Below are 18,106 nucleotides of genomic sequence, written 5' to 3' on the forward strand. Positions count from 1 at the left end.
CACGGTCCGCTGCGCGAAAGGTAGCGCAAAAGAACCGCACAGCAGCATACAGGTGTAGCCAATCACTCGGCCTTCCCTGCGCAGTGGCTTTACGGCTTATGCCGTGCTCTCCCGGGAGCCGAGTTCCTTTTGGCCTCCCTCGTCTTCACGAAAGTCGCGGACACCGCGCCGGTTGACGCGAATGTCGCCTCCGCAAAGGCTTGACCGTAGCAACGACGGCCAGGACCACACGGTTTTGCCGTACGCACGGCTCGCTTGTCGCCACCGGTTTCGACGACGTTGTGCACGTTGCCGCCGACCTGATGACGAGACGAACCTGACAGCGCCGCTCGTCGACACGAAGCCTCGGGCTCACGGAGAGCAATCCGCCCTGCCCGCACTTTCGGGCCCGACGCTGTCGCGTCCACCGCAAGCCCGGCTCTACGACCATCACGACACATGGTCGCCCCTCTTGGTCGAGCCGGGATGGGCGACACATACGCCAATTCCGAATTTCGGTAAAGTGGAATATTTCTGCGCGGAGGGGTTGACGGGGCGGCGACACAGGGCACAAAGCCTTGCGCGTCCACTTGCAGCTGGCGATGGCTGCCTGCGACAATTCGGGCACGCTGCGGACATAAAGGCGCGGCAATCGCAGGGCTTGTCGATTCACCCCCGCCCCGCTTCCCCCGGAGTTCCCATGCCTTCTGCCGACACGCCGGCGACACGCCTTGCGACCAGGCTTGCCTTCCTCGTCGCGGGCTTCGGCATCGCGTGCTGGGCACCGCTGGTACCGTTCGCGAAGGCGCGGCTCGCCGTCGATGACGGCATCCTCGGACTGCTCCTGCTCAGCCTCGGCATCGGCTCGGTCGTCGCGATGCTCCTGACCGGCATCATGAGCGCACGCCATGGCAGCAAGCCGATCATCATTGCGGGCGGGCTCGGTCTCGCTTTCGTCCTGCCCCTGCTGGCAATCGCGAGCGCGCCCGCGACGCTGGCGCTGGCACTGTTCGCATTCGGGCGCCGCCCTCGGCTCCATCGACGTCGCCATGAACATCCACGCGGTGGAGGTGGAACGCGCCGCGGGACGTCCGCTGATGTCCGGCTTCCACGCGCTGTTCAGCATCGGCGGCTTTGCCGGGGCTGCGCTGATGACCGCGCTGCTCTCGCTGCGACTCGGTGCGCTCGCTTGCACGCTGATCTGCTCCGTCCTGATGCTGATCGCAATGCTGGCGACCTGGCCGCGCCTGCTTCGCTCCGTGCAGGTGCAGGAGGGGCCTCTGTTCGTGCTGCCGCATGGCTCCGTGCTCCTGCTCGCGCTGCTTTGCGCCATCACCTTCCTCGTCGAAGGCGCGATGCTCGATTGGGGCGCGCTACTCGTCATCGGCGCGGGCCTCGTCTCCGAAGCGCAAGGCGGGATCGGCTACATCGTGTTCTCGATCGCAATGACGATGGGGCGGCTCGGCGGCGACGCCGTCGTCGCGCGCATCGGAGACCGCACGACATTGGTTTGGGGCAGCCTCATTGCGATCGCGGGCTTCGCGGTCCTGCTCACGGCTCCCGTAGCAGTGGTCGGCGTCGGCGGCTTCCTGCTGATCGGCCTCGGCGCATCAAACCTCGTGCCGGTGCTGTTCCGCCGGGCGGCGAGGCAGAAGGTGATGCCCACGGGGCTCGCCGTCGCGGCGATCACGACCGCCGGCTACGCCGGCGTCCTCGTCGGTCCCGCCGGTGTCGGGTTCGTCGCACGTCTTGGCGGATTGCCGATGGCGTTCTGGCTCCTGGCTGCGCTGATGGGCCTCGTCACGCTGTCGGCGCGCATTGTTACGCGCACAGACGGCTGAGCGGCCTCACAAATTGCTCAGCCCGATCGATTTGATCACGGGCGCCAGGCTTGCGGATGTGGCCTCGACGATGCGCTGGAATTTATCGGGGCTTGAATCGTTGTCCGGCTCCATGCCCTGGGCGCGATAGCTCGCCAGAAGCGCCGGATCGGACATGCCCAGCCGCGTGGCCTGCGCGATCCGGTCGATGATGGCATCGTCGGTGTGCTTGGGTGCAAAGATGCCGAACCATCCCTCATAGCGGAGATCCGGCATGCCGGATTCGACGGCAGTCGGAATCTCCGGTGCACCGCTCAGCCGCCTTTCGGTGGTGACCGCCAGCAGCCTGACCTTCCCGGCCTCGCTCAGCTCCTTCAATTGGACGGACATCACGCCAATGATGAGCGAGATCTGGCCGCTGACGAGGTCGTTGGCCGCCTGCGACATCCCCCGATAGGGCACGTGGACGATATCCAATGCGCCCGCCTGCTGCTTGAAGGATTCGCCGACCAGATGGTTTCCGGTGGCGATGCCGGGCGTCCCGTAGGACAGCTTTCCCGGATTGGCCTTTGCGTAGGCGATCAACTCGCGCAGATTTGCGGCAGGCAACGACGGATGGACGGCGAAGACCAGCGCAGTGCTGATCAGACGGTAGATGGCGCGGAAATCGTCAACGGAATAGCCGGGATTTGCCGAGGTCAGGGGAATGATGACCTGCGTGCTGCCGTTGCCGAGCAGCAGCGAGTAGCCGTCGGGCTCCTCGCGCGCAACCGCGGCAGTCCCGATCGCGCCGCCGGCACCGCCGATATAGTCGACGAAGGTCGGCCCGAGCAGCGATGACATCTTGTCGACCCAGGGACGCCCGATCTGGTCCCCCGCTCCGCCGGCCCCGTACGGATGCACGAGACGAATGGGACGAGACGGGTAGTCGCCGGCTTGTCCGCTGCGGGGAAGCGCGGCGAGCGCCGTTGCGCCCGACAACGCGCGCACGAATTGTCGCCGCGTGAAAGAGGCCATGCTGGAAATTCCGGAAGTCGGCAGTCAATGTGGTGGCGGGACCGGCTCCCGAACAATGCCATCGCAGCATTCCGCCATCACAGTCAATGCTCCATCCGGACGAGCCCTGGCGTCATCGCATTGTCACGTCGGCCTAACTCTTTACGCTGCAAGCGTTATTTCCGCGGCCTAGCCCACCCAAGCCGTCCGCGCAGGGCTGCCAGCCCTGCCCACTGCTTTCCGCCGGTTTACTGTACGCCTCGTTCTGATAGACGAGAAAGAAATACCTTTTGACTCCCTTCGAGGGGGCGATGGCGCGTGCCAGATCGTAACGAAGACTCGGCCATTTCCTTTGGGCCTTTTCGACTGTTTCCGAAGTCCCGGCTCTTGGAGAAGGAGGGCTCGCCGCTTCATGTCGGCGGCCGCGCGCTCGACATTCTGATCTTCCTTGCCGGACGCCCGGGTGAAGTCGTCGACAAGAGAGAGCTGGTCAAGCGCATTTGGGCTGACGTCAATGTCGACGAGGGCAGCCTGCGCTTCCATATCGCGGCGCTGCGCAAGGCGCTCGGCGACACCGGCAAGTCGGCCCGTTATGTCGTCAACGTGCCCGGCCGTGGCTATTGCTTTGTCGCCTCGTTCGCTCAACCAGCCCCGCCGGCCGCCCCTCCCCCGGCCGAAATCGCTGCTCCCCGCTCTCTGCCCGCTCAGCTTACCAAGATGATCGGCCGGGAAGACGTCATCGAGAAAATCTCGAACGGACTTTCGCTCTATCGCTTCATGACCGTGGTCGGACCGGGCGGCATCGGCAAGACCGCGGTCGCCGTCACCGTCGGGCATCGCCGCTCCCAGGATTTCGGCGGACGTGTCTTCTTTATCGATTTCGGCCCGCTGAGGGATGCCAGCCACATCGCTACCACCATTGCTTCGGCGCTCGGACTGACCATCAGTGCGGAGGATCCGACGCCGGCCCTGCTGACATTTCTGAAGACCGGCCCGGCCCTGCTGATCTTCGACAGTTGCGAACATGTGCTGGATAATCTGGCGCCGCTGGTCGAGCGCATCGTTCGCGAGGCGCCGCAGCTTCGTGTTCTCGCAACCAGCCGCGAGTCGTTCCGGAGCGAAGGCGAGCGGATTTTCCGGCTATTCCCGCTGGATTGTCCGCCCGAGCGCGAAGGGCTTGCTGTCGCCGAGGTGCTTGCCTACCCCGCCGCTCAACTCTTCGTGGAGCGTATCGCGCAGAGTTCGGGTCCGTTCCAGCTCAGCGCAGAAGAGGCGCCCCTCGTCGCAAGCATCTGCCGGCGCCTCGACGGCATCGCGCTGGCGATCGAGCTCGCGGCGGGCCGCGTCAATGCTTACGGCATCGCCGGCACGGCATCCCTGCTCGACAGCCGCTTTTCGCTGCAATGGCGCGGGCGGCGCACCGCCGTGCCGCGGCACCAGACCCTCGCCGCGGCTCTCGACTGGAGCTACGATCTTCTGCCCGCTGCGGAGAGCGCTACGCTACGACGCCTGTCGGTCTTCGCCGGACCTTTCGCGCCGGAGGCGGCTGCCGCCGTCGCGTCCGGTGACGGCGTCACCGCATCGGAGACTCTCGAAGCGATCGACAGCCTGGTGACCAAGTCGCTGATCTCGCCGTCCGGCTCGCGGACGCTGCGTTATCGCCTGCTCGACACCACGCGCACCTATGCGCACGGAAAACTCAACGAGCTCGGCGAAACCAGGCAGTTCGCGCGCCGCCACGCCGAACATTTTCGCGATTTCTTCGGGCGCGCGGAGGCCGACACGTCGACGCCGCTGCCCGAATGGCTGAGCATCTATGGCGCGGAGCTGGATAATGTGCGCGCGGCGTTGGACTGGGCCTTCGGGCCCGACGGCGAGGCGACACTCGGTATCGCGCTGACGGCGGCCGCGGTCACGCTGTGGGTGCGTCTTTCGTTGTTCGCCGAATGCCGTGAGCGCAGCAGAACGGCGCTCGCAGCGCTCGGAGACACCGCCGAGGACAACCGCATCCGCATGCAGCTCCTGTCGGCGCTCGGCTGGTCGCTGATGTATGGCGAGGGCCGCGCGCGCGAGGCGCGGCCGATCCTCGAGACGACCCTCGAGCTTGCCGACAGGCTCGACGACAAGGATTTCCGGCTGCGCGCGCTCTGGGGCTTGTGCATCGACCAGTTCAACAACGGACAGTTCGGCAAGGCCCGTATGCTCGCCGATCGCTTTGCGAACGCCGCGGCGAACTCGCCCGACAGGACCGATGTCATGCTGGGCGATCGGCTGACGGCCGTCGCGCTGCACTATCTCGGGGACCAGAACGAGGCACGGCTGCGCATCGACCGGGTCAATGCATCGCTGCATGTGCTGGCGGAGAAGCCGAAAATCTTCCCGCTCGACCTCAGGATATCCACGCAATATTTTCGGGCCCGCATTCTGTGGCTTCAGGGCCTGGCCGATCAGGCCCAGGCTCTCACCGCCAGAAACATCGAGGAAGGCCGCGCCAACGGCCACGCGCTGACCTTCTGTAGCGTGTTGGGACAGGCCGCCTGCCCGATCACGTACTGGGCCGGCGATTTCGACGCCGCGGAGCGTCACGGCACTGAGCTGCTCGAACATACCGATCGCCACGCGATCCGGCTGTGGGGGCTGTGGGCACGTGCCTTCAACGCCGCGGTTATCGTCAAGCGAGGCGACGTCGCGACGGGACTGCCGCTGTTGAGTGAAGAGCTCAATCGCGCCGGCGATGCGCGCTTCCTGCCACGGTTTCTTCCCCTGCTCGGCGAGCTCGCCGCATGCTTTTTGGAGGCCGACCAGGTCGATCGCGGCCTCGACGTGATCGAGGATGTCCTGACCCGCTGCAACAACCGGCAGGAACTCTGGTATCTGCCGGAGCTGACCCGTATCAAGGGTGAATTGATGCTCAGGAGCGCGCGGTACGCAGGGGACGCCGAGGCCCATTTTCGCGAGGCCATGGGCATTGCCGTCCAGCAAGGCGCGCGCTTCTGGGAGCTGCGATGCGCGATCAGCCTCGCGCGAACCATGGTCGGGGCCGGCCAGAGCGCGAACGCTCTGGCCGTTCTCGACAATGTCCGCGGGGCCTTTGCCGAGGGCTCAGACTTCGCCGATATGCGCATCGCGCGCGACCTGATCGCGCAATTGCGAACCTGACCGTACGCGCTGACTGCGCTACGACGGGCTCAGCCTCCCGCAGCCGTCGCGCGCCGCGGCAGCTTCCAGTCGGGCCGGATGAAATGGCAGGTGTAGCCGTCAGGGTAACGTTCGAGATAATCCTGATGCTCCGGCTCGGCTTCCCAGAAATCTCCGGCCGGCGCGAGCGCCGTCACCACCTTGCCGGGCCACAAGCCGGACGCCTCGACGTCAGCAATCGCGTCTTCAGCGGTCCGCTTCTGTTCGTCGCTCGTATAAAAGATCACCGAGCGGTAGCTCGTGCCCAAATCGTTGCCCTGACGGTTGAGCGTGGTCGGATCGTGGATCTGGAAGAAGAACTCCAGCATGGTCCGGAAGCTGGTCTTGGCGGGATCGAAGACGATCTCGATCGCTTCGGCATGTCCTTCATGATTGCGGTAGGTGGCGTTCTTCACCGCGCCGCCGGTGTAGCCGACGCGAGTCGAGATCACGCCGGGCTGCCTGCGGATCAGATCCTGCATGCCCCAGAAGCAACCTCCGGCCAAAACTGCGCGTTCCGTTGTCATATCTCCACTCCCAATTGATCCGTCTGTCCGTTCTGCATCCGTCGCATACTATGCTTTTGGCGGCCCAGCCGAAAGCCGGGCATTTGTCCATCCGGTTCCTCTCGTGGAGGCCAAGCTTCGACGAGCTCAGCTTCCCAACCAGAACCAGATGGACATAAACTGAGCGCGCCCTACGTCAGTTTGGCGTCGAGCGTGATCTCGGCGTTGAGCACCTTCGATACCGGACAGTTCTTCTCGGCCTCTCCGGCGATGCGGGCAAAGTCCGCCTCGTTGAGGTTCGGCACTTTCGCGCGCAGCGTCAGGGCCGACTTGCCAATCTTGAAGCCTTTGCCTTCGGGCTCGAGCGTGACCGCGGCTTCTGTCGAGAGTTCGTCCGGCGTGAAGCCGGCGAGCTGCAGGCCGAAGGCCAGAGCCATGGTGAAACAGCCGGCATGGGCCGCCGCGATCAATTCCTCGGGATTGGTGCCCTTCTCGCTCTCGAAGCGGGTCTTGAACGAATTAGGGCGTCTCGGCGAGCACGCCGGATTCGCTCGATAGCTGACCAGTGCCATCGCGGCCGGTGCCCTTCCAAACTGCTTTTGCCTTGCGGATCATGTCATCTCTCCTTGCTTGGTTTGGCTCCGGCGCTCCGCACCGGAGGAAGGCGACATTGGCATTACCGCCTGTCGCCTCTCCAACCGGTCGAGCGCCGCAGCGGTTCCGTCACAGCCCCGTTCCGATGGAATCGGAACGGGGCTCTGGATTATTGTTCTGGCGCGTTTTCTTGACGCGAACCGGTATCCACTTCGCTCGAAAACGCTTTAGCTGCCGATCTGTCCGACGTGGAAGCCCAGCCGGTTCTCGACGTCGCCGGCGCGGTGGAAGCCGCGCGACATCAGCGCCTTGATGCGGGTCTGGCTTGCGGGGCGGCCGAGCGAGGCCAGGAACGCGTCCCATTCCGGCTTGATCTCGACATCCGGCGGCAGGCTCGCGACGTCGACGAGACGCTTGGTCTCGGCAATGGCTTCCTTGTCAAAGGACGCGATGCGCATGGCCAGCGCTTCGACGAAGCCGTCGAGCTCGGCATCCGGCAACGACCGGTTCACATAGCCGTAACGTTCGGCGAGATCGCCGTGGATGTCGTCGGCGCCCAGCAGGACTTCGAGCGCGCGGCCACGGCCCATCAGGCGCGGCAGCCGCGCCATCGGCCCGCCGCCAGGCACGAGGCCCGCGCCAACTTCCCATTGCGACAAGATCGCCTTCTGGCGGCTGGCAAAGCGCATGTCGCTCGCGAGCGCCAGCTCGCTGCCGACGCCGGTCGCGCGGCCCCTGATCGACGCAATCGAGACCACCGGCGCGCGGCTGAGACGCACCAGCATATCAGGCAGCGCCTCGAGGCCGGTCGGCCCGGGCGGGATATTCAAGGAATCCTCCAGCGGCGCGAGGAAGTCGTAATGCGTTATGAAGAAGCCTTCGACGGCGCTGTCGAACACCACGACCTTCACGTCGGGATCGGTCTCGATCTCAGTGATGATGTCGCCCAGCCGCGGGAGCTGCTTCGGGCCGAAAATATTCACAGGCGGCATGTCAAAGGTGACGCGCCAGTACGACGGCAAGCGGCGCTCCAGGCGGATCTCGTCGGTCGTGAAATTTCGTTCGGGACGATTCATGATTGTGATTCCTGATGTTGCGGCAAGCAGGGACGCGCGGAATGCGCGTCCCTGCTTGTTTCAGATCGACTGACGTAGCGGGCGGAACGCGGTGCGCATTTCTGCAGAGAACAGCACGGGCTGCTCCCAGGCCGCGAAGTGGCCGCCCTTGTCGAGGCAGTTGTAGTGCATCAGCTTCGGATAGGCCGTTTCCGTCCAGCTGCGCGGCGCGGCGTAGATCTCGTCCGGGAAGACGCTGACGGCGACCGGAATCTCCACATGCTTCGGCTCGAAGAACACCAGCTTGTTCTCCCAGTACAGTCGCGCCGACGAAACCGCGGTGTTGGTGAGCCAGTAGAGCGTGATGTTGTCGATCACGTCGTCTCGCGACAGCCCTTCCGTTTTGCCGTCGAACACTCGCGCGATCATCGCAGTGCTGCGCGCATCGTGATCGAGCATCCAGGATGCGAGACCTGCCGGCGAATCCACCAGGCCATAGAGCGTCTGGGGCCGGTTCGCCATCTCGATCGCATAGCCGAGACCGCGCTTGTAGAAATCGTCGAGCTGATCGTAAGCATAGCGCTCGTCGGCCGAGAGGTTGGACGGCCGCGATCCGCCGGGCTGAAGCGCTTTGGCGATCTCGTCAGGAACCGTCGCGGGCATGTTCGTGTGAATACCAAGCAACTCCGGCGGCGCGATCACCGCCATCTGCTCTGTGATCGCGTTGCCCCAATCGCCGCCTTGGGCCACGTAGCGGGTGTAGCCAAGGCGCTTCATCAGCACGATCCAGGCGCGCGCGACGCGCTGCGGGTCCCAGCCCAGTTCCGTCGGCTTGCCGGAGAAACCGTGGCCGGGCAGCGAGGGGATCACCAAATCGAAGGCGTCCGCCGCCTTCGCGCCGTGTGCGGTGGGATCGGTGAGCGGGCCGACGATCTTCATCTGCTCGATGATCGAGCCCGGCCAGCCATGCGTGACGATCATCGGCAGCGCGTTTTCATGGCGGGAGCGCACGTGAATGAAGTGGATGTCGACGCCGTCGATCTCGGTGACGAATTGCGGCAAGGTGTTCAGCCGCGCTTCCATCTTGCGCCAGTCGTAACCGTCCTGCCAGTAGCGCACGAGCTGCTGCACCGTCGTCAGCTGCACGCCCTGCGACTGGTCGGCGACGATCTCGCGATCGGGCCAGCGCGTTGCGGCGAGGCGACGACGGAGGTCCAGCAGATCCTCCTCGGGCACGTTGACCTGGAACGGCCGGATGGCGCCGCTTGCAGCGGCCTTCGCCGGATGCAGCGGCAGCAAGCTCGATACGCTTGCGGCAACAGCGGTCATCGCGGCCTGGGTCAGCAGTTGACGGCGGTCGGGATTGAGAATGTCGGTGCGTGCTTGGTTAGTCATATTGGATCTCCCTTGCTGTGGTCGGTGACGCTGACCGAATTCAAATCGACGCGTCGGTTCGTTGTGCACACAGTGACCCAGGCATCGGCCATTTGCTCGTTATGGATTGTTAGAGAGCGTTAGCCGTTGCGAGTCCGCGCGATGCAAGGCGGGCGAAGACGACGATACGCGCAAGACCAATGCGACACGGCGCGCGACGACCAGGTCATCGCGCGCCGTGTCGACCAAGCTAGGAGCTGTTTCGCTGCAACTCAGGACGGTAGCGGCTCGCCGGCCTGTTCGCGGACGACATAGTCGGCGTACCAATCGGCCCAGTTCGCGTCGTGCCCGCCGGTCCGCTTTTCGTGCTCGCCATGGGCCGCCGCCGCGCGGCGCAGTGCCGCGGCCAGCGCAGCCTGCGAAGCGAATGTCGTGCCGTCGCCCGCGATGCGTCCGGGCAGGCGCGTGGTGATCTCCTGAAACAGCCAGCCATTGCCGTCGGGATCGCTGAACGCGGCAAATGAGCTGTAGCTGCCGCGCTTCGGGTCAGCACCGTTGACCCGAACGCTGCCGGACAAATATGGCTCGTCGTGGCCGGCGTGAATATCGCCGGCACCGTGGAATGGAGCACTGACCTTGATGCCGCGGTCGAGCAGATCCTGTCGGGCCGCCTCCAGATCGGAGACGATCAGGTACAGGCCCCGCACCGAGCCGGGCGCCGCCGCCGTCACGTTCCTGCCGAAGATCACCGAGCAGGCCGAGCCCGGCGGCGTGAACTGGATCACGCGCCAGTCATCGCTGGAGGCAAAATCGGCGTCCAGTCGCCAGCCGAGACGCGTGTAGAACGCCTTGGCGCGGTCGACATCCGACACGGGGATCACGACCACCTCGAGCCTCATATCAACGCCGAGAGATTCAGAACCCTTGGCCGCGGCGTCGCGTTCGATTTCGTTGGTAGCCATGTTCGAACTCCCTGATTGAATTTAAAACGAGCTTCAAGCGGCGATCGGCATCACGATGGTCACGCGTGTGCCGCCCTCTCCCGCCTCGCCGTGCAGCCGGGCGCGGATGCTGCGTGCGAGTCCTTCGAGAATCCGGCTGCCGGTGCCCTGAAGCGGCCCGGTCGCGCCGATTCCATTATCGGCCACCGTGCAGAACCAGGCGCCGTCGCGAACGGCCATGTCGATGCGGATCAGTGCATCCTTCTTGTTGGTGAAGGCATGCTTTGCCGCATTCGTCACCAGCTCCGTCAGCATCAGCGCGAGCCTATGACATTGCGATGCGGGCAGCGTGCCGCTTGCAATGGCAGCCTCGCAGCGGATGCCCGCCGGCTCCAGCACGGCCTCGGAAATCGCTGCGCACAGGTTTTCGAAGAAGGCCTCGACCGGGATCGCCGTATGCCCGCCATTGTCGGACAAGAGTTGATAGAGCCTGCCAAAGGCGACGATGCGCCGCTCGAGCCGGTCCGCGGCAAGCGACACGTCCCGGGTGCCTGCCCGCGTGAAATCGCGGCGAACTGACGCACCCAGCAGTGTCAGCGTGTTCTTCATCCGATGGTGGGATTCCCGCAGCACGAGTTCCCAGTCACGCGACTGATCCTCAAGACTGGCGACAAATTGAGATTGAACGACATGGTCGTTCGGCCGAGCACCGATACCGGACATCATAGCCTCCCCGTTGCAAATAGCGCGTAACTCGGAGGCCATACTGGATGCAGTTCGCGCGCTTTGCTCGTTAGACGTTGCAAGTTTTTGTTATGATCGGCGGTACGACGGTCGGACTCCGAACTGTCAGTTCGGCGGCCAAGCACGCTGCCGAATTGTCCCGATCACTTCGCAAATGCTGCGTTTGAGCAAAATTTGCTACGGATTGTCGCGCAACCGGCCAATTGCAGCCGCCACGCGATTTCGCCACTTTCGACCAGTTTACTCGGGGTTTCCTTCTGGTAGATCAAAGTGCGGATGTCAGCCCCTTCACTGGAATCATTGGCCCGTGCCGGACACTAACGATCAGGATTCGGCCATTGCTTTCGGTCCATTCCGGCTGTTCGCAAAGTCGCGGCTGCTCGAGAAGGACGGCGCCCCGGTTCACCTCGGCGGCCGTGCGCTCGACATCCTGGTTTTTCTCGCCGAGCGCGCCGGCGAGGTGGTGGACAAGCGGGAGTTGATCAAGCGCATCTGGGCCGACGTGAACGTCGATGAAGGCAGCCTGCGCTTCCACATCACGACGCTGCGCAAGGCGTTGGGCGATGCCGGCGAAGGCGCCCGCTACGTCGTCAACGTCCCCGGACGCGGCTATTGTTTCGCGGCCCCGCTGCTCCGGGCTGCCCCGTTGGAGAGCCGGATCAGCCTGCCCGCGGCTTCACCTCGCTCACTGCCCTCGCCGCTCGCGAAAATGATCGGGCGGAACGATGCGGTCGAGAGAATTTCCGCCGAGCTGGCGCAGCATCGTTTCGTCACCATCGTCGGCCCAGGCGGGATCGGCAAGACCTCGGTCGCACTGGCCGTCGCGCATGGCGAGCTCCCGGCGTTCGACGGCCAGGTGTGTTTCGTCGATTTCGGCGCACTGACGGAGGCCCGGCTCGTTCCCGGAACGATTGCGGCCGCACTGGGTCTGACCGTCAATTCCGACGACCCGAGGCCCGGGCTGCTGACGTTCCTGCGCAGCCGGCGGATGCTGCTGGTCTTCGACAGCTGCGAGCACATCCTCGACGACCTCGCCCCCCTGGCCGAGCGCATCGTGCGGGAAGCGCCCGAGCTGCATATTCTCGCCACCAGCCGCGAATCCTTCCGCACTGAAGGTGAGCGGGTCCATCGGCTGTTTCCGCTGGATTGCCCGCCACAGCGCGACGGACTCGGTATCGCCGATATCCTTGCCTATCCCGCAAGCCAGCTCTTCGTGGAGCGCATTGCCGAGAGCATGGGCGATTTCGAGCTCAGCGAGGAAGATGCGCCGCTCGTTGCCGATATCTGCCGGCGGCTGGACGGCATTGCGCTCGCGATCGAGCTCGCGGCCGGGCGTGTGAACGCCTATGGCATTGCCGGAACAGCCTCGCTGCTGGACAGCCGCTTCTCGCTGCTGTGGCGCGGGCGGCGCACCGCTGTCCCGCGGCACCAGACCCTGAGCGCAGCGCTCGCCTGGAGCTACGATTTGTTGCCGGCAGCCGAAAGCGCAACGCTGCGTGGATTGTCGGTGTTCGTCGGGCCGTTCACCCTGGAAGCCGCGCTTGCGGTCGCCTCCTGTCAGGGCATCGGCGAGCCGGAAGCCGTCGAGGCGGTCTCGAATCTGCTCTCCAAATCGCTGATCGCTACCTCGCCTGCGGAGCGGCGGCTGCGCTATCGCCTGCTGGACACGACGCGCGCCTTCGTCGCGGACAAGCTTGTCGAGAACGGGGAAGCTGGCGGCGCCGCGCGCGGCCACGCCGAATATTACCGCGACTTCCTGCGCGACATTGCGCTCAAATCCACGGGCATGCAGACGGCGGGCGGCTTCCTTCCCTATGCGGACCACCTGCCCAATGTCCGGGCGGCACTGACCTGGAGTTTTTCCGAGGGCGGAGACCGAACGATCGGCGTGGATCTGGCAGCGTCGGCGGCCCAGTTCTTCCTCGAACTGACATTGCTGACGGAGTGCTATCGCTGGACGCAGCAGGCACTTGTCCCTCTCGATACGAATTCGATCGACAGCCGCCATGAAATGACGTTGCAGGCCGCGCTCGGCGTCTCCGCGATGTTCACGCAGGGCAACACCGAAACGGTCCGGTCGGCATTCACGCGCAGTCTCCAGCTTGCCCGGGAGCTCGAGGATTTGCATTGGCAGCTCTGGCTGCTGCGCGGATTGCACATCTACCTGACCAGGGTCGGAGATTTTCACGGCGCGCTCGGGACCGGCGAACAGAGCGAAAGCGTCGCGCGGAAGCTGAACGATTCCGCCAGCACGCTGAACGTCGAATGGATGCTGGGCGTCGCACATCATTTGATCGGCAACCAGGACAAGGCGGTGCAGTTCTGCGAGAGCGCGATGGTGCACAATCCCGGCTCGCAGCGGCTGAATATCGGGCATCTCGGCTATGACGACCGCATTGTCGCACTGGTGGCGCTGGCGCGCGGGCTTTGGCTCACAGGCCGGCCCGATCGTGCGATCGAGGCGGCCAGATACACCGTTCGCGAGGCCGAGTTGCTCGAACAGCCGCTCACTCTCGGTATTTCCCTGATCTGGACGATCTACGTGTTCCTCTGGGTCGGCGACTGGGCCAATGCCGAAATCCTGATCGAGCGGCTGATCGAGCATTCCGCGCGGCACTTCCTCGGCCCCTATCACGCGGTCGGCATCGGCCAGAAGGGTGAGCTGCTGCTTCGCCGCGGCGACGTCGCGGGCGGCATCGAGCACCTTCGCCGCAGCCAGGCCACGCTGTACGCGACGCGACACCGGATCATGACGACGGTGTTTGCGACGGCGCTCGCCGAGGGCCTCGCCTCCCAGAACCAGGCCGGCGAAGCGTTGCAGACGATCAACGAGGCCATCGCCCAGATCCCCGATCACGGCGAATCCTTCGATATGCCGGAGATGCTCAGGATCAAGGGCGACATCCTTGCGCGGTCGGGTAACGCTGCGGAGGCCGAGAGCTATCTGGACAAATCGCTCGATCTGGCGCGGCGGCAAGGCGCGGTCGGCTGGGAGCTCCGCGGAGCGATCAGCCTCGGCCGCCTCTGGGAGGGGGCCGGCAAGGCCGTCGACGCACGCGCCCTGCTCACCCCTCTCGTCGCGCGGTACCAGGAGGGCCTCCAGAGCCGCGATCTGGTCGCCGCGAGGGAGCTCCTGGGCGGCCTGAATTGAGAGTATCTTCAACGGGATACCGCAAGAATATCCGCTCGCAACTCCTAACAACTTCTAACACGCCAAGCCGCGTCCGCCCCGCCATGGTGGTGGCACTTCATGGTGGATATGGCGGGACATGGCGCTTCTTGACGATGTAATTGATGCCAGCGGCGGTTTGGCCCGCTGGAACAGCTTGAACCGGTTCACGCTCCACCTTTCCGTCAGCGGAACGCTGTTCTCCAACGCAGGACATGCCAGGGAATTCAAAGACGTGACGGCGGAAGGTTCGACCCGGACGCAATCGGTCCGCTTTACCGGCATCACCGGCGGCGAACACTCCGGATCCTTTCAACCCGATGCGATCACGATCGAGAGCCTGGAGGGTGAGGTGCTGCGGACCTGGCGTAACCCGAGCCTTGCGTTCACCGAGGTCGGCTCGCCTGCGCTTGCGGACGAACTGCACCTCGTCTTCTTCTGCGGCGTCGCGATCTGGAATTATCTGACCAATCCATTCCTGCTCGCCCATCCCGATGTCGTGGTGGAGGAACTGCCACCGTGGCAGGAGAACACGGAGTCATGGCGGCGGCTGCGGGCGCAGTTCCCGCCGAGCCTGATCACGCTCGCGCCCGAGCAGATCTTCTATTTCGACGAGAACGCGTTGCAACGGCGAAACGATCACGATCTGTTCGGGATGAAAGTCGCGCATTACTCCTGGGCTCATGACAGCTTCGGCGGCATCGTGGTGCCGACGCTTCGACGTGCGCAGACGCTGCGGCCCGACGGAACCGTGGTCGCCAAGCCCGTGCTGATGGACGTCGAGATCTTCGACGCCGTCTTCGAGTAGCGGCCCGCGCGACATCGAGTCGTTCTTTGCCACCAGCAAGCATGTGGCGATCGTCTGTCATTCGCCGGCGGCGCTGCGCCACGTCAAGACGCCGGACGGCAAGCCGCTGGTCGAGGGCAAGGAGGTGACCGGCTTCACCAGCGGCGAAGAAGAGGCGGTCGGCCTCACCAAGGTGGTGCCGTTCCTGGTCGAAGACGAGATGCTGCGCCTCGGCGCCACCTTCTCGAAGAGGGCCAACTGGACGCCGCGCGTCGTCAACGACGGCCTCCGGATCACGGGCCAGAACCCGCACTCGTCGGGTCCGAGCGCGAACGCGCCGCTCGCCGCCTTGAAGGGCAAGCCGATCGCGCGTGCTTCAGGCAGCAGGCTCGTTCAGCATGCGCTGTGCCGCCCTGAGATCGGCGGTTTCGAACCCTTCCGAGAACCGGGCATAGGTTTTGGCGAGCTGTTCGAGGGAATTCTGCACACCCTGCCGAACCCGATGCCGCGCCAGCGACATCCGGCTCGCAATCTCCGGGACAATGCGCCCTGCTGTTCGGCGAGCTCAACCGACGCGACAAGATCCGCATCGGCAGCTTCGAGATTGCCGCCAACGGCCTCGAGCTCTCCCCGCAGACGGAGCAGTTCGGGCATGTCGAAGGCGCCACCCTCCTGCCCGACCCGTGCAATGGTTTCGTGCAGTACCTGAACGGTAGCCTCCGCTCTCCAGAGTTGGGGCGGGGCTGCGCGAATATCTGACAAATTGTACAAAACAGCGCTTCCTGCGACGAGCTGCCGCACACCTGATGCGCCCCCACAAAAACTAACAGATCCTAATCACCCCTAACGGGCTTCCTGGCCAGCTCACGCCTATCCTCTCAACATGGAAAACGTGGGTTTGGCGCGCTTGCCGGTCGCAAGCAGCGGCAAACCCGGGAGAGGACGAGCGATGTTGACCAATTTGCAGGCGGCGCATTCCTGGATCGATTTTGCGGCCAGCCCGGAGGATCGCGAGATCCCTCGAGCAACCCAGGCGATCACTCGGGAGAGCCATTGGCGTCAGATCGATCGCGGCCCCGAGGCTGCCGTCGAGGACGTCGCGATCTCGCGATGGGAAGACGCGCGGAGCACGTCGTCACACGACGCGACGACACCTCAGGATTGTTATTTCGTCGGCATCGCCCTGAAGACGACACGCGCCAAATTGACCCGGGATCGCCAGATCATTTTCGATGGCACCATGCCTGCGGGCACGCTGTATCTCACCGCGCCGTCGAAGCGTCTCGGCGTGCAATTCCAGTCGCCCTGCGCCTTCCTGCACTTTCACATCTCCACGGATCATTTTCCGGCGCAATTTTTCCGGGACCGACGGACTGAATGACCTCGTCCTGTTGCGCGACCCGCTCGCTGCGGAGCTTGCCAAGACACTAATCGAACACGGCGACGCCGCGGACCACCAGTTTACGCGCTGCATCGGCCAGACCCTTGCGATGCATCTCACCCGATTGGAATCGCCGCGCGCCAGGATCAATGCCTTGCCGAAATGGCGGCTGCGGCGCGTCGAGCAATATGTCGCCGATCATTTCCACCGCCGCATCAGCCTGTCCGAGCTCGCCGATGTCGCCGGCCTGTCAAGAATGCACTTCGCGGCGCAATTCCGCGCTGCGACCGGTTACCGTCCCCGCGAGTATCTGCTCAATCACCGGGTCGAGCATGCCAAGACGCTGCTCGCGACCACAGAGCGGCCGCTGGCCGAGATCGCGCTTGCCGTCGGCTTCAGCACGCAGGCGCATTTTTCGACCGTCTTCAAGCGCATCAGCGATCAGTCTCCGGCACGCTGGCGCCTCGCCAGCAAGGGACAACGGCACGAGATGCAAGCGCTGCCGCCGCGCCGTCGTTCTCTGGAGAGCGACTGGATCAGCGCAGCCGCGTAACGCACAGGCTCGCGCCCTCCTCCTCCCGGGCCCGCGAGTCACTCGGGGCCGCCCCTGCACCCACACAGGGCGGCCTCTTTTTCTTCATGGACGCGCGCTGAGTCGCGTCTGGGGCGCGAGAGTGCGGTGTGATGCGCCGCTGCCTGCCCATCGTGATTGCGAGCGCAGCGAAGCAATCCAGAATCCCTCCACAGCAAGACTCTGGATTTCTTCACTCCGCTCACAATGACGATACTATCAGCTCCGTCATCCTGAGGTGCGATGCTTGCGATGCGAAGCATCGCGAGCAGAGCCTCGAAGGATGGACGGCTCGATGCAGCCGGGCCGTCGTCCTTCGAAGTTTGCCATTGGCGCGATTGCGCCGCTGGACGCGCACTCAGCGACAAAGGCTTCGCCATTGCACGGGGATGACGGTGTTAGAGTTTTGTCGCAGCACCGATCTCTGCACTTCAAATAACAGACAGGTCTTCGCACCCTCGCGGCGCATTCTCGCCCGAGCTTTGCTTGATCTCTCCACCCTCTTGTCCAAGAGGGTGCAGGGAAGGCCGGGTGCCGGCTGGCACCTGCGGTCCGCCGCGCGAAAATGTAGCGCAAAAGAACCGCACAGCAGCATACAGGTGTAGCCAATCACTCGGCCTTCCCTGCGCAGTGGCTTTACGGCTTATGCCGTGCTCTCCCGGGAGCCGAGTTCCTGTTGGCCTCCCTCGCCTTCACGAAAGTCGCGACGCCGCGCCGGTTGACGCAAGTGCCGCATCCGCAAAGGCTTGACCGTAGCAACGACGGCCAGGACCACACGGTTTTGCCGTACGCACGGCTCGCTTGTCGCCACCGGTTTCGACGACGTTGTGCACGTTGCCGCCGACCTGATGACGAGACGAACCTGACAGCGCCGCTCGTCGACACGAAGCCTCGGGCTCACGGAGAGCAATCCGCCCTGCCCGCACTTTCGCGCCCGACGCTGTCGCGTCCACCGCACGCCCGGCTCGCGAAACGTGACGACACAAGATCGCCCCTCTTGGGTGAGCCGGGA

General features: G+C 64.5%; 9 protein-coding genes and 4 pseudogenes. 6 read left to right on the forward strand and 7 right to left on the reverse strand.

Translation table 11 applies throughout. The features are described from left to right. Window positions 1–679: 679 nt before the first annotated feature. Window positions 680–1,820: pseudogene (locus tag ACVWYI_RS30030) on the forward strand (MFS transporter). 6 nt (window positions 1,821–1,826) lie between these two features. On the opposite strand, the gene ACVWYI_RS30035 reads toward ACVWYI_RS30030, so the two are convergent. Then, entirely contained in the window at window positions 1,827–2,816 is a 990-nt protein-coding gene (locus ACVWYI_RS30035) for a Bug family tripartite tricarboxylate transporter substrate binding protein (protein ID WP_456663950.1), read from the reverse strand. Window positions 2,817–3,113: 297 nt separating this feature from the next. Between ACVWYI_RS30035 and ACVWYI_RS30040 the strand changes: the two genes are divergently transcribed. Further along, the gene (locus ACVWYI_RS30040; protein ID WP_456663951.1) at window positions 3,114–5,954 is read left to right on the forward strand and encodes an ATP-binding protein; all 2,841 of its coding nucleotides are present in this window, start codon (window positions 3,114–3,116) and stop codon (window positions 5,952–5,954) included. A 29-nt stretch (window positions 5,955–5,983) separates the two neighbouring features. Here the strand turns inward: ACVWYI_RS30040 and msrA are convergent, their stop codons facing one another. The 6 genes and pseudogenes from msrA to ACVWYI_RS30070 form a co-directional block, all read right to left on the reverse strand. Then, window positions 5,984–6,499: a peptide-methionine (S)-S-oxide reductase MsrA gene (gene msrA, locus ACVWYI_RS30045; RefSeq protein WP_456663952.1), complete on the reverse strand. Its 516-nt coding sequence runs from the start codon at window positions 6,497–6,499 to the stop codon at window positions 5,984–5,986. A 170-nt stretch (window positions 6,500–6,669) separates the two neighbouring features. Continuing rightward, window positions 6,670–7,093: pseudogene (locus ACVWYI_RS30050) on the reverse strand (OsmC family protein). Window positions 7,094–7,299: 206 nt separating this feature from the next. Next, window positions 7,300–8,148 (reverse strand): enoyl-CoA hydratase/isomerase family protein, encoded by an 849-nt coding sequence (locus ACVWYI_RS30055; RefSeq protein WP_354107305.1) that lies wholly within the window; start codon window positions 8,146–8,148, stop codon window positions 7,300–7,302. A 60-nt stretch (window positions 8,149–8,208) separates the two neighbouring features. Further along, on the reverse strand, window positions 8,209–9,522 hold the full coding sequence (locus ACVWYI_RS30060; RefSeq protein WP_456663953.1) for an epoxide hydrolase family protein: 1,314 nt from the start codon (window positions 9,520–9,522) through the stop codon (window positions 8,209–8,211). Window positions 9,523–9,773: 251 nt separating this feature from the next. Next, window positions 9,774–10,463, reverse strand: a complete 690-nt coding sequence (locus ACVWYI_RS30065) for a VOC family protein (protein WP_456663954.1) — start codon at window positions 10,461–10,463, stop codon at window positions 9,774–9,776. Window positions 10,464–10,496: 33 nt separating this feature from the next. After that, window positions 10,497–11,165 (reverse strand): sensor histidine kinase, encoded by a 669-nt coding sequence (locus ACVWYI_RS30070; RefSeq protein ID WP_247353521.1) that lies wholly within the window; start codon window positions 11,163–11,165, stop codon window positions 10,497–10,499. Between the two features lie 328 nt (window positions 11,166–11,493). On the opposite strand from ACVWYI_RS30070, the gene ACVWYI_RS30075 reads away from it, so the two are divergent. From ACVWYI_RS30075 to ACVWYI_RS30090, 4 genes and pseudogenes are all read left to right on the forward strand, one after another. Then, on the forward strand, window positions 11,494–14,337 hold the full coding sequence (locus tag ACVWYI_RS30075) for an ATP-binding protein (RefSeq protein WP_456663955.1): 2,844 nt from the start codon (window positions 11,494–11,496) through the stop codon (window positions 14,335–14,337). A 118-nt stretch (window positions 14,338–14,455) separates the two neighbouring features. Then, the gene (locus ACVWYI_RS30080) at window positions 14,456–15,163 is read left to right on the forward strand and encodes a hypothetical protein (RefSeq protein ID WP_247353524.1); all 708 of its coding nucleotides are present in this window, start codon (window positions 14,456–14,458) and stop codon (window positions 15,161–15,163) included. 13 nt (window positions 15,164–15,176) lie between these two features. After that, a pseudogene (locus ACVWYI_RS30085) lies at window positions 15,177–15,503 on the forward strand (type 1 glutamine amidotransferase domain-containing protein); the annotation flags it as partial. A gap of 588 nt (window positions 15,504–16,091) precedes the next feature. Further along, a pseudogene (locus ACVWYI_RS30090) lies at window positions 16,092–17,076 on the forward strand (helix-turn-helix domain-containing protein). Window positions 17,077–18,106: the final 1,030 nt, after the last annotated feature.

Source organism: Bradyrhizobium sp. LB13.1 (genome assembly GCF_054056815.1).

What these genes read in the sequence shown, in the direction of transcription:
- ACVWYI_RS30035 (WP_456663950.1), bottom strand. Translation starts at nt 2,816, where the DNA reads ATGGCCTCTTTCACGCGGCGACAATTCGTGCGCGCGTTGTCGGGCGCA.
- msrA (WP_456663952.1), bottom strand. Translation starts at nt 6,499, where the DNA reads ATGACAACGGAACGCGCAGTTTTGGCCGGAGGTTGCTTCTGGGGCATG.
- ACVWYI_RS30055 (WP_354107305.1), bottom strand. Translation starts at nt 8,148, where the DNA reads ATGAATCGTCCCGAACGAAATTTCACGACCGACGAGATCCGCCTGGAG.
- ACVWYI_RS30060 (WP_456663953.1), bottom strand. Translation starts at nt 9,522, where the DNA reads ATGACTAACCAAGCACGCACCGACATTCTCAATCCCGACCGCCGTCAA.
- ACVWYI_RS30065 (WP_456663954.1), bottom strand. Translation starts at nt 10,463, where the DNA reads ATGGCTACCAACGAAATCGAACGCGACGCCGCGGCCAAGGGTTCTGAA.
- ACVWYI_RS30070 (WP_247353521.1), bottom strand. Translation starts at nt 11,165, where the DNA reads ATGTCCGGTATCGGTGCTCGGCCGAACGACCATGTCGTTCAATCTCAA.
- ACVWYI_RS30080 (WP_247353524.1), top strand. Translation starts at nt 14,456, where the DNA reads ATGGCGCTTCTTGACGATGTAATTGATGCCAGCGGCGGTTTGGCCCGC.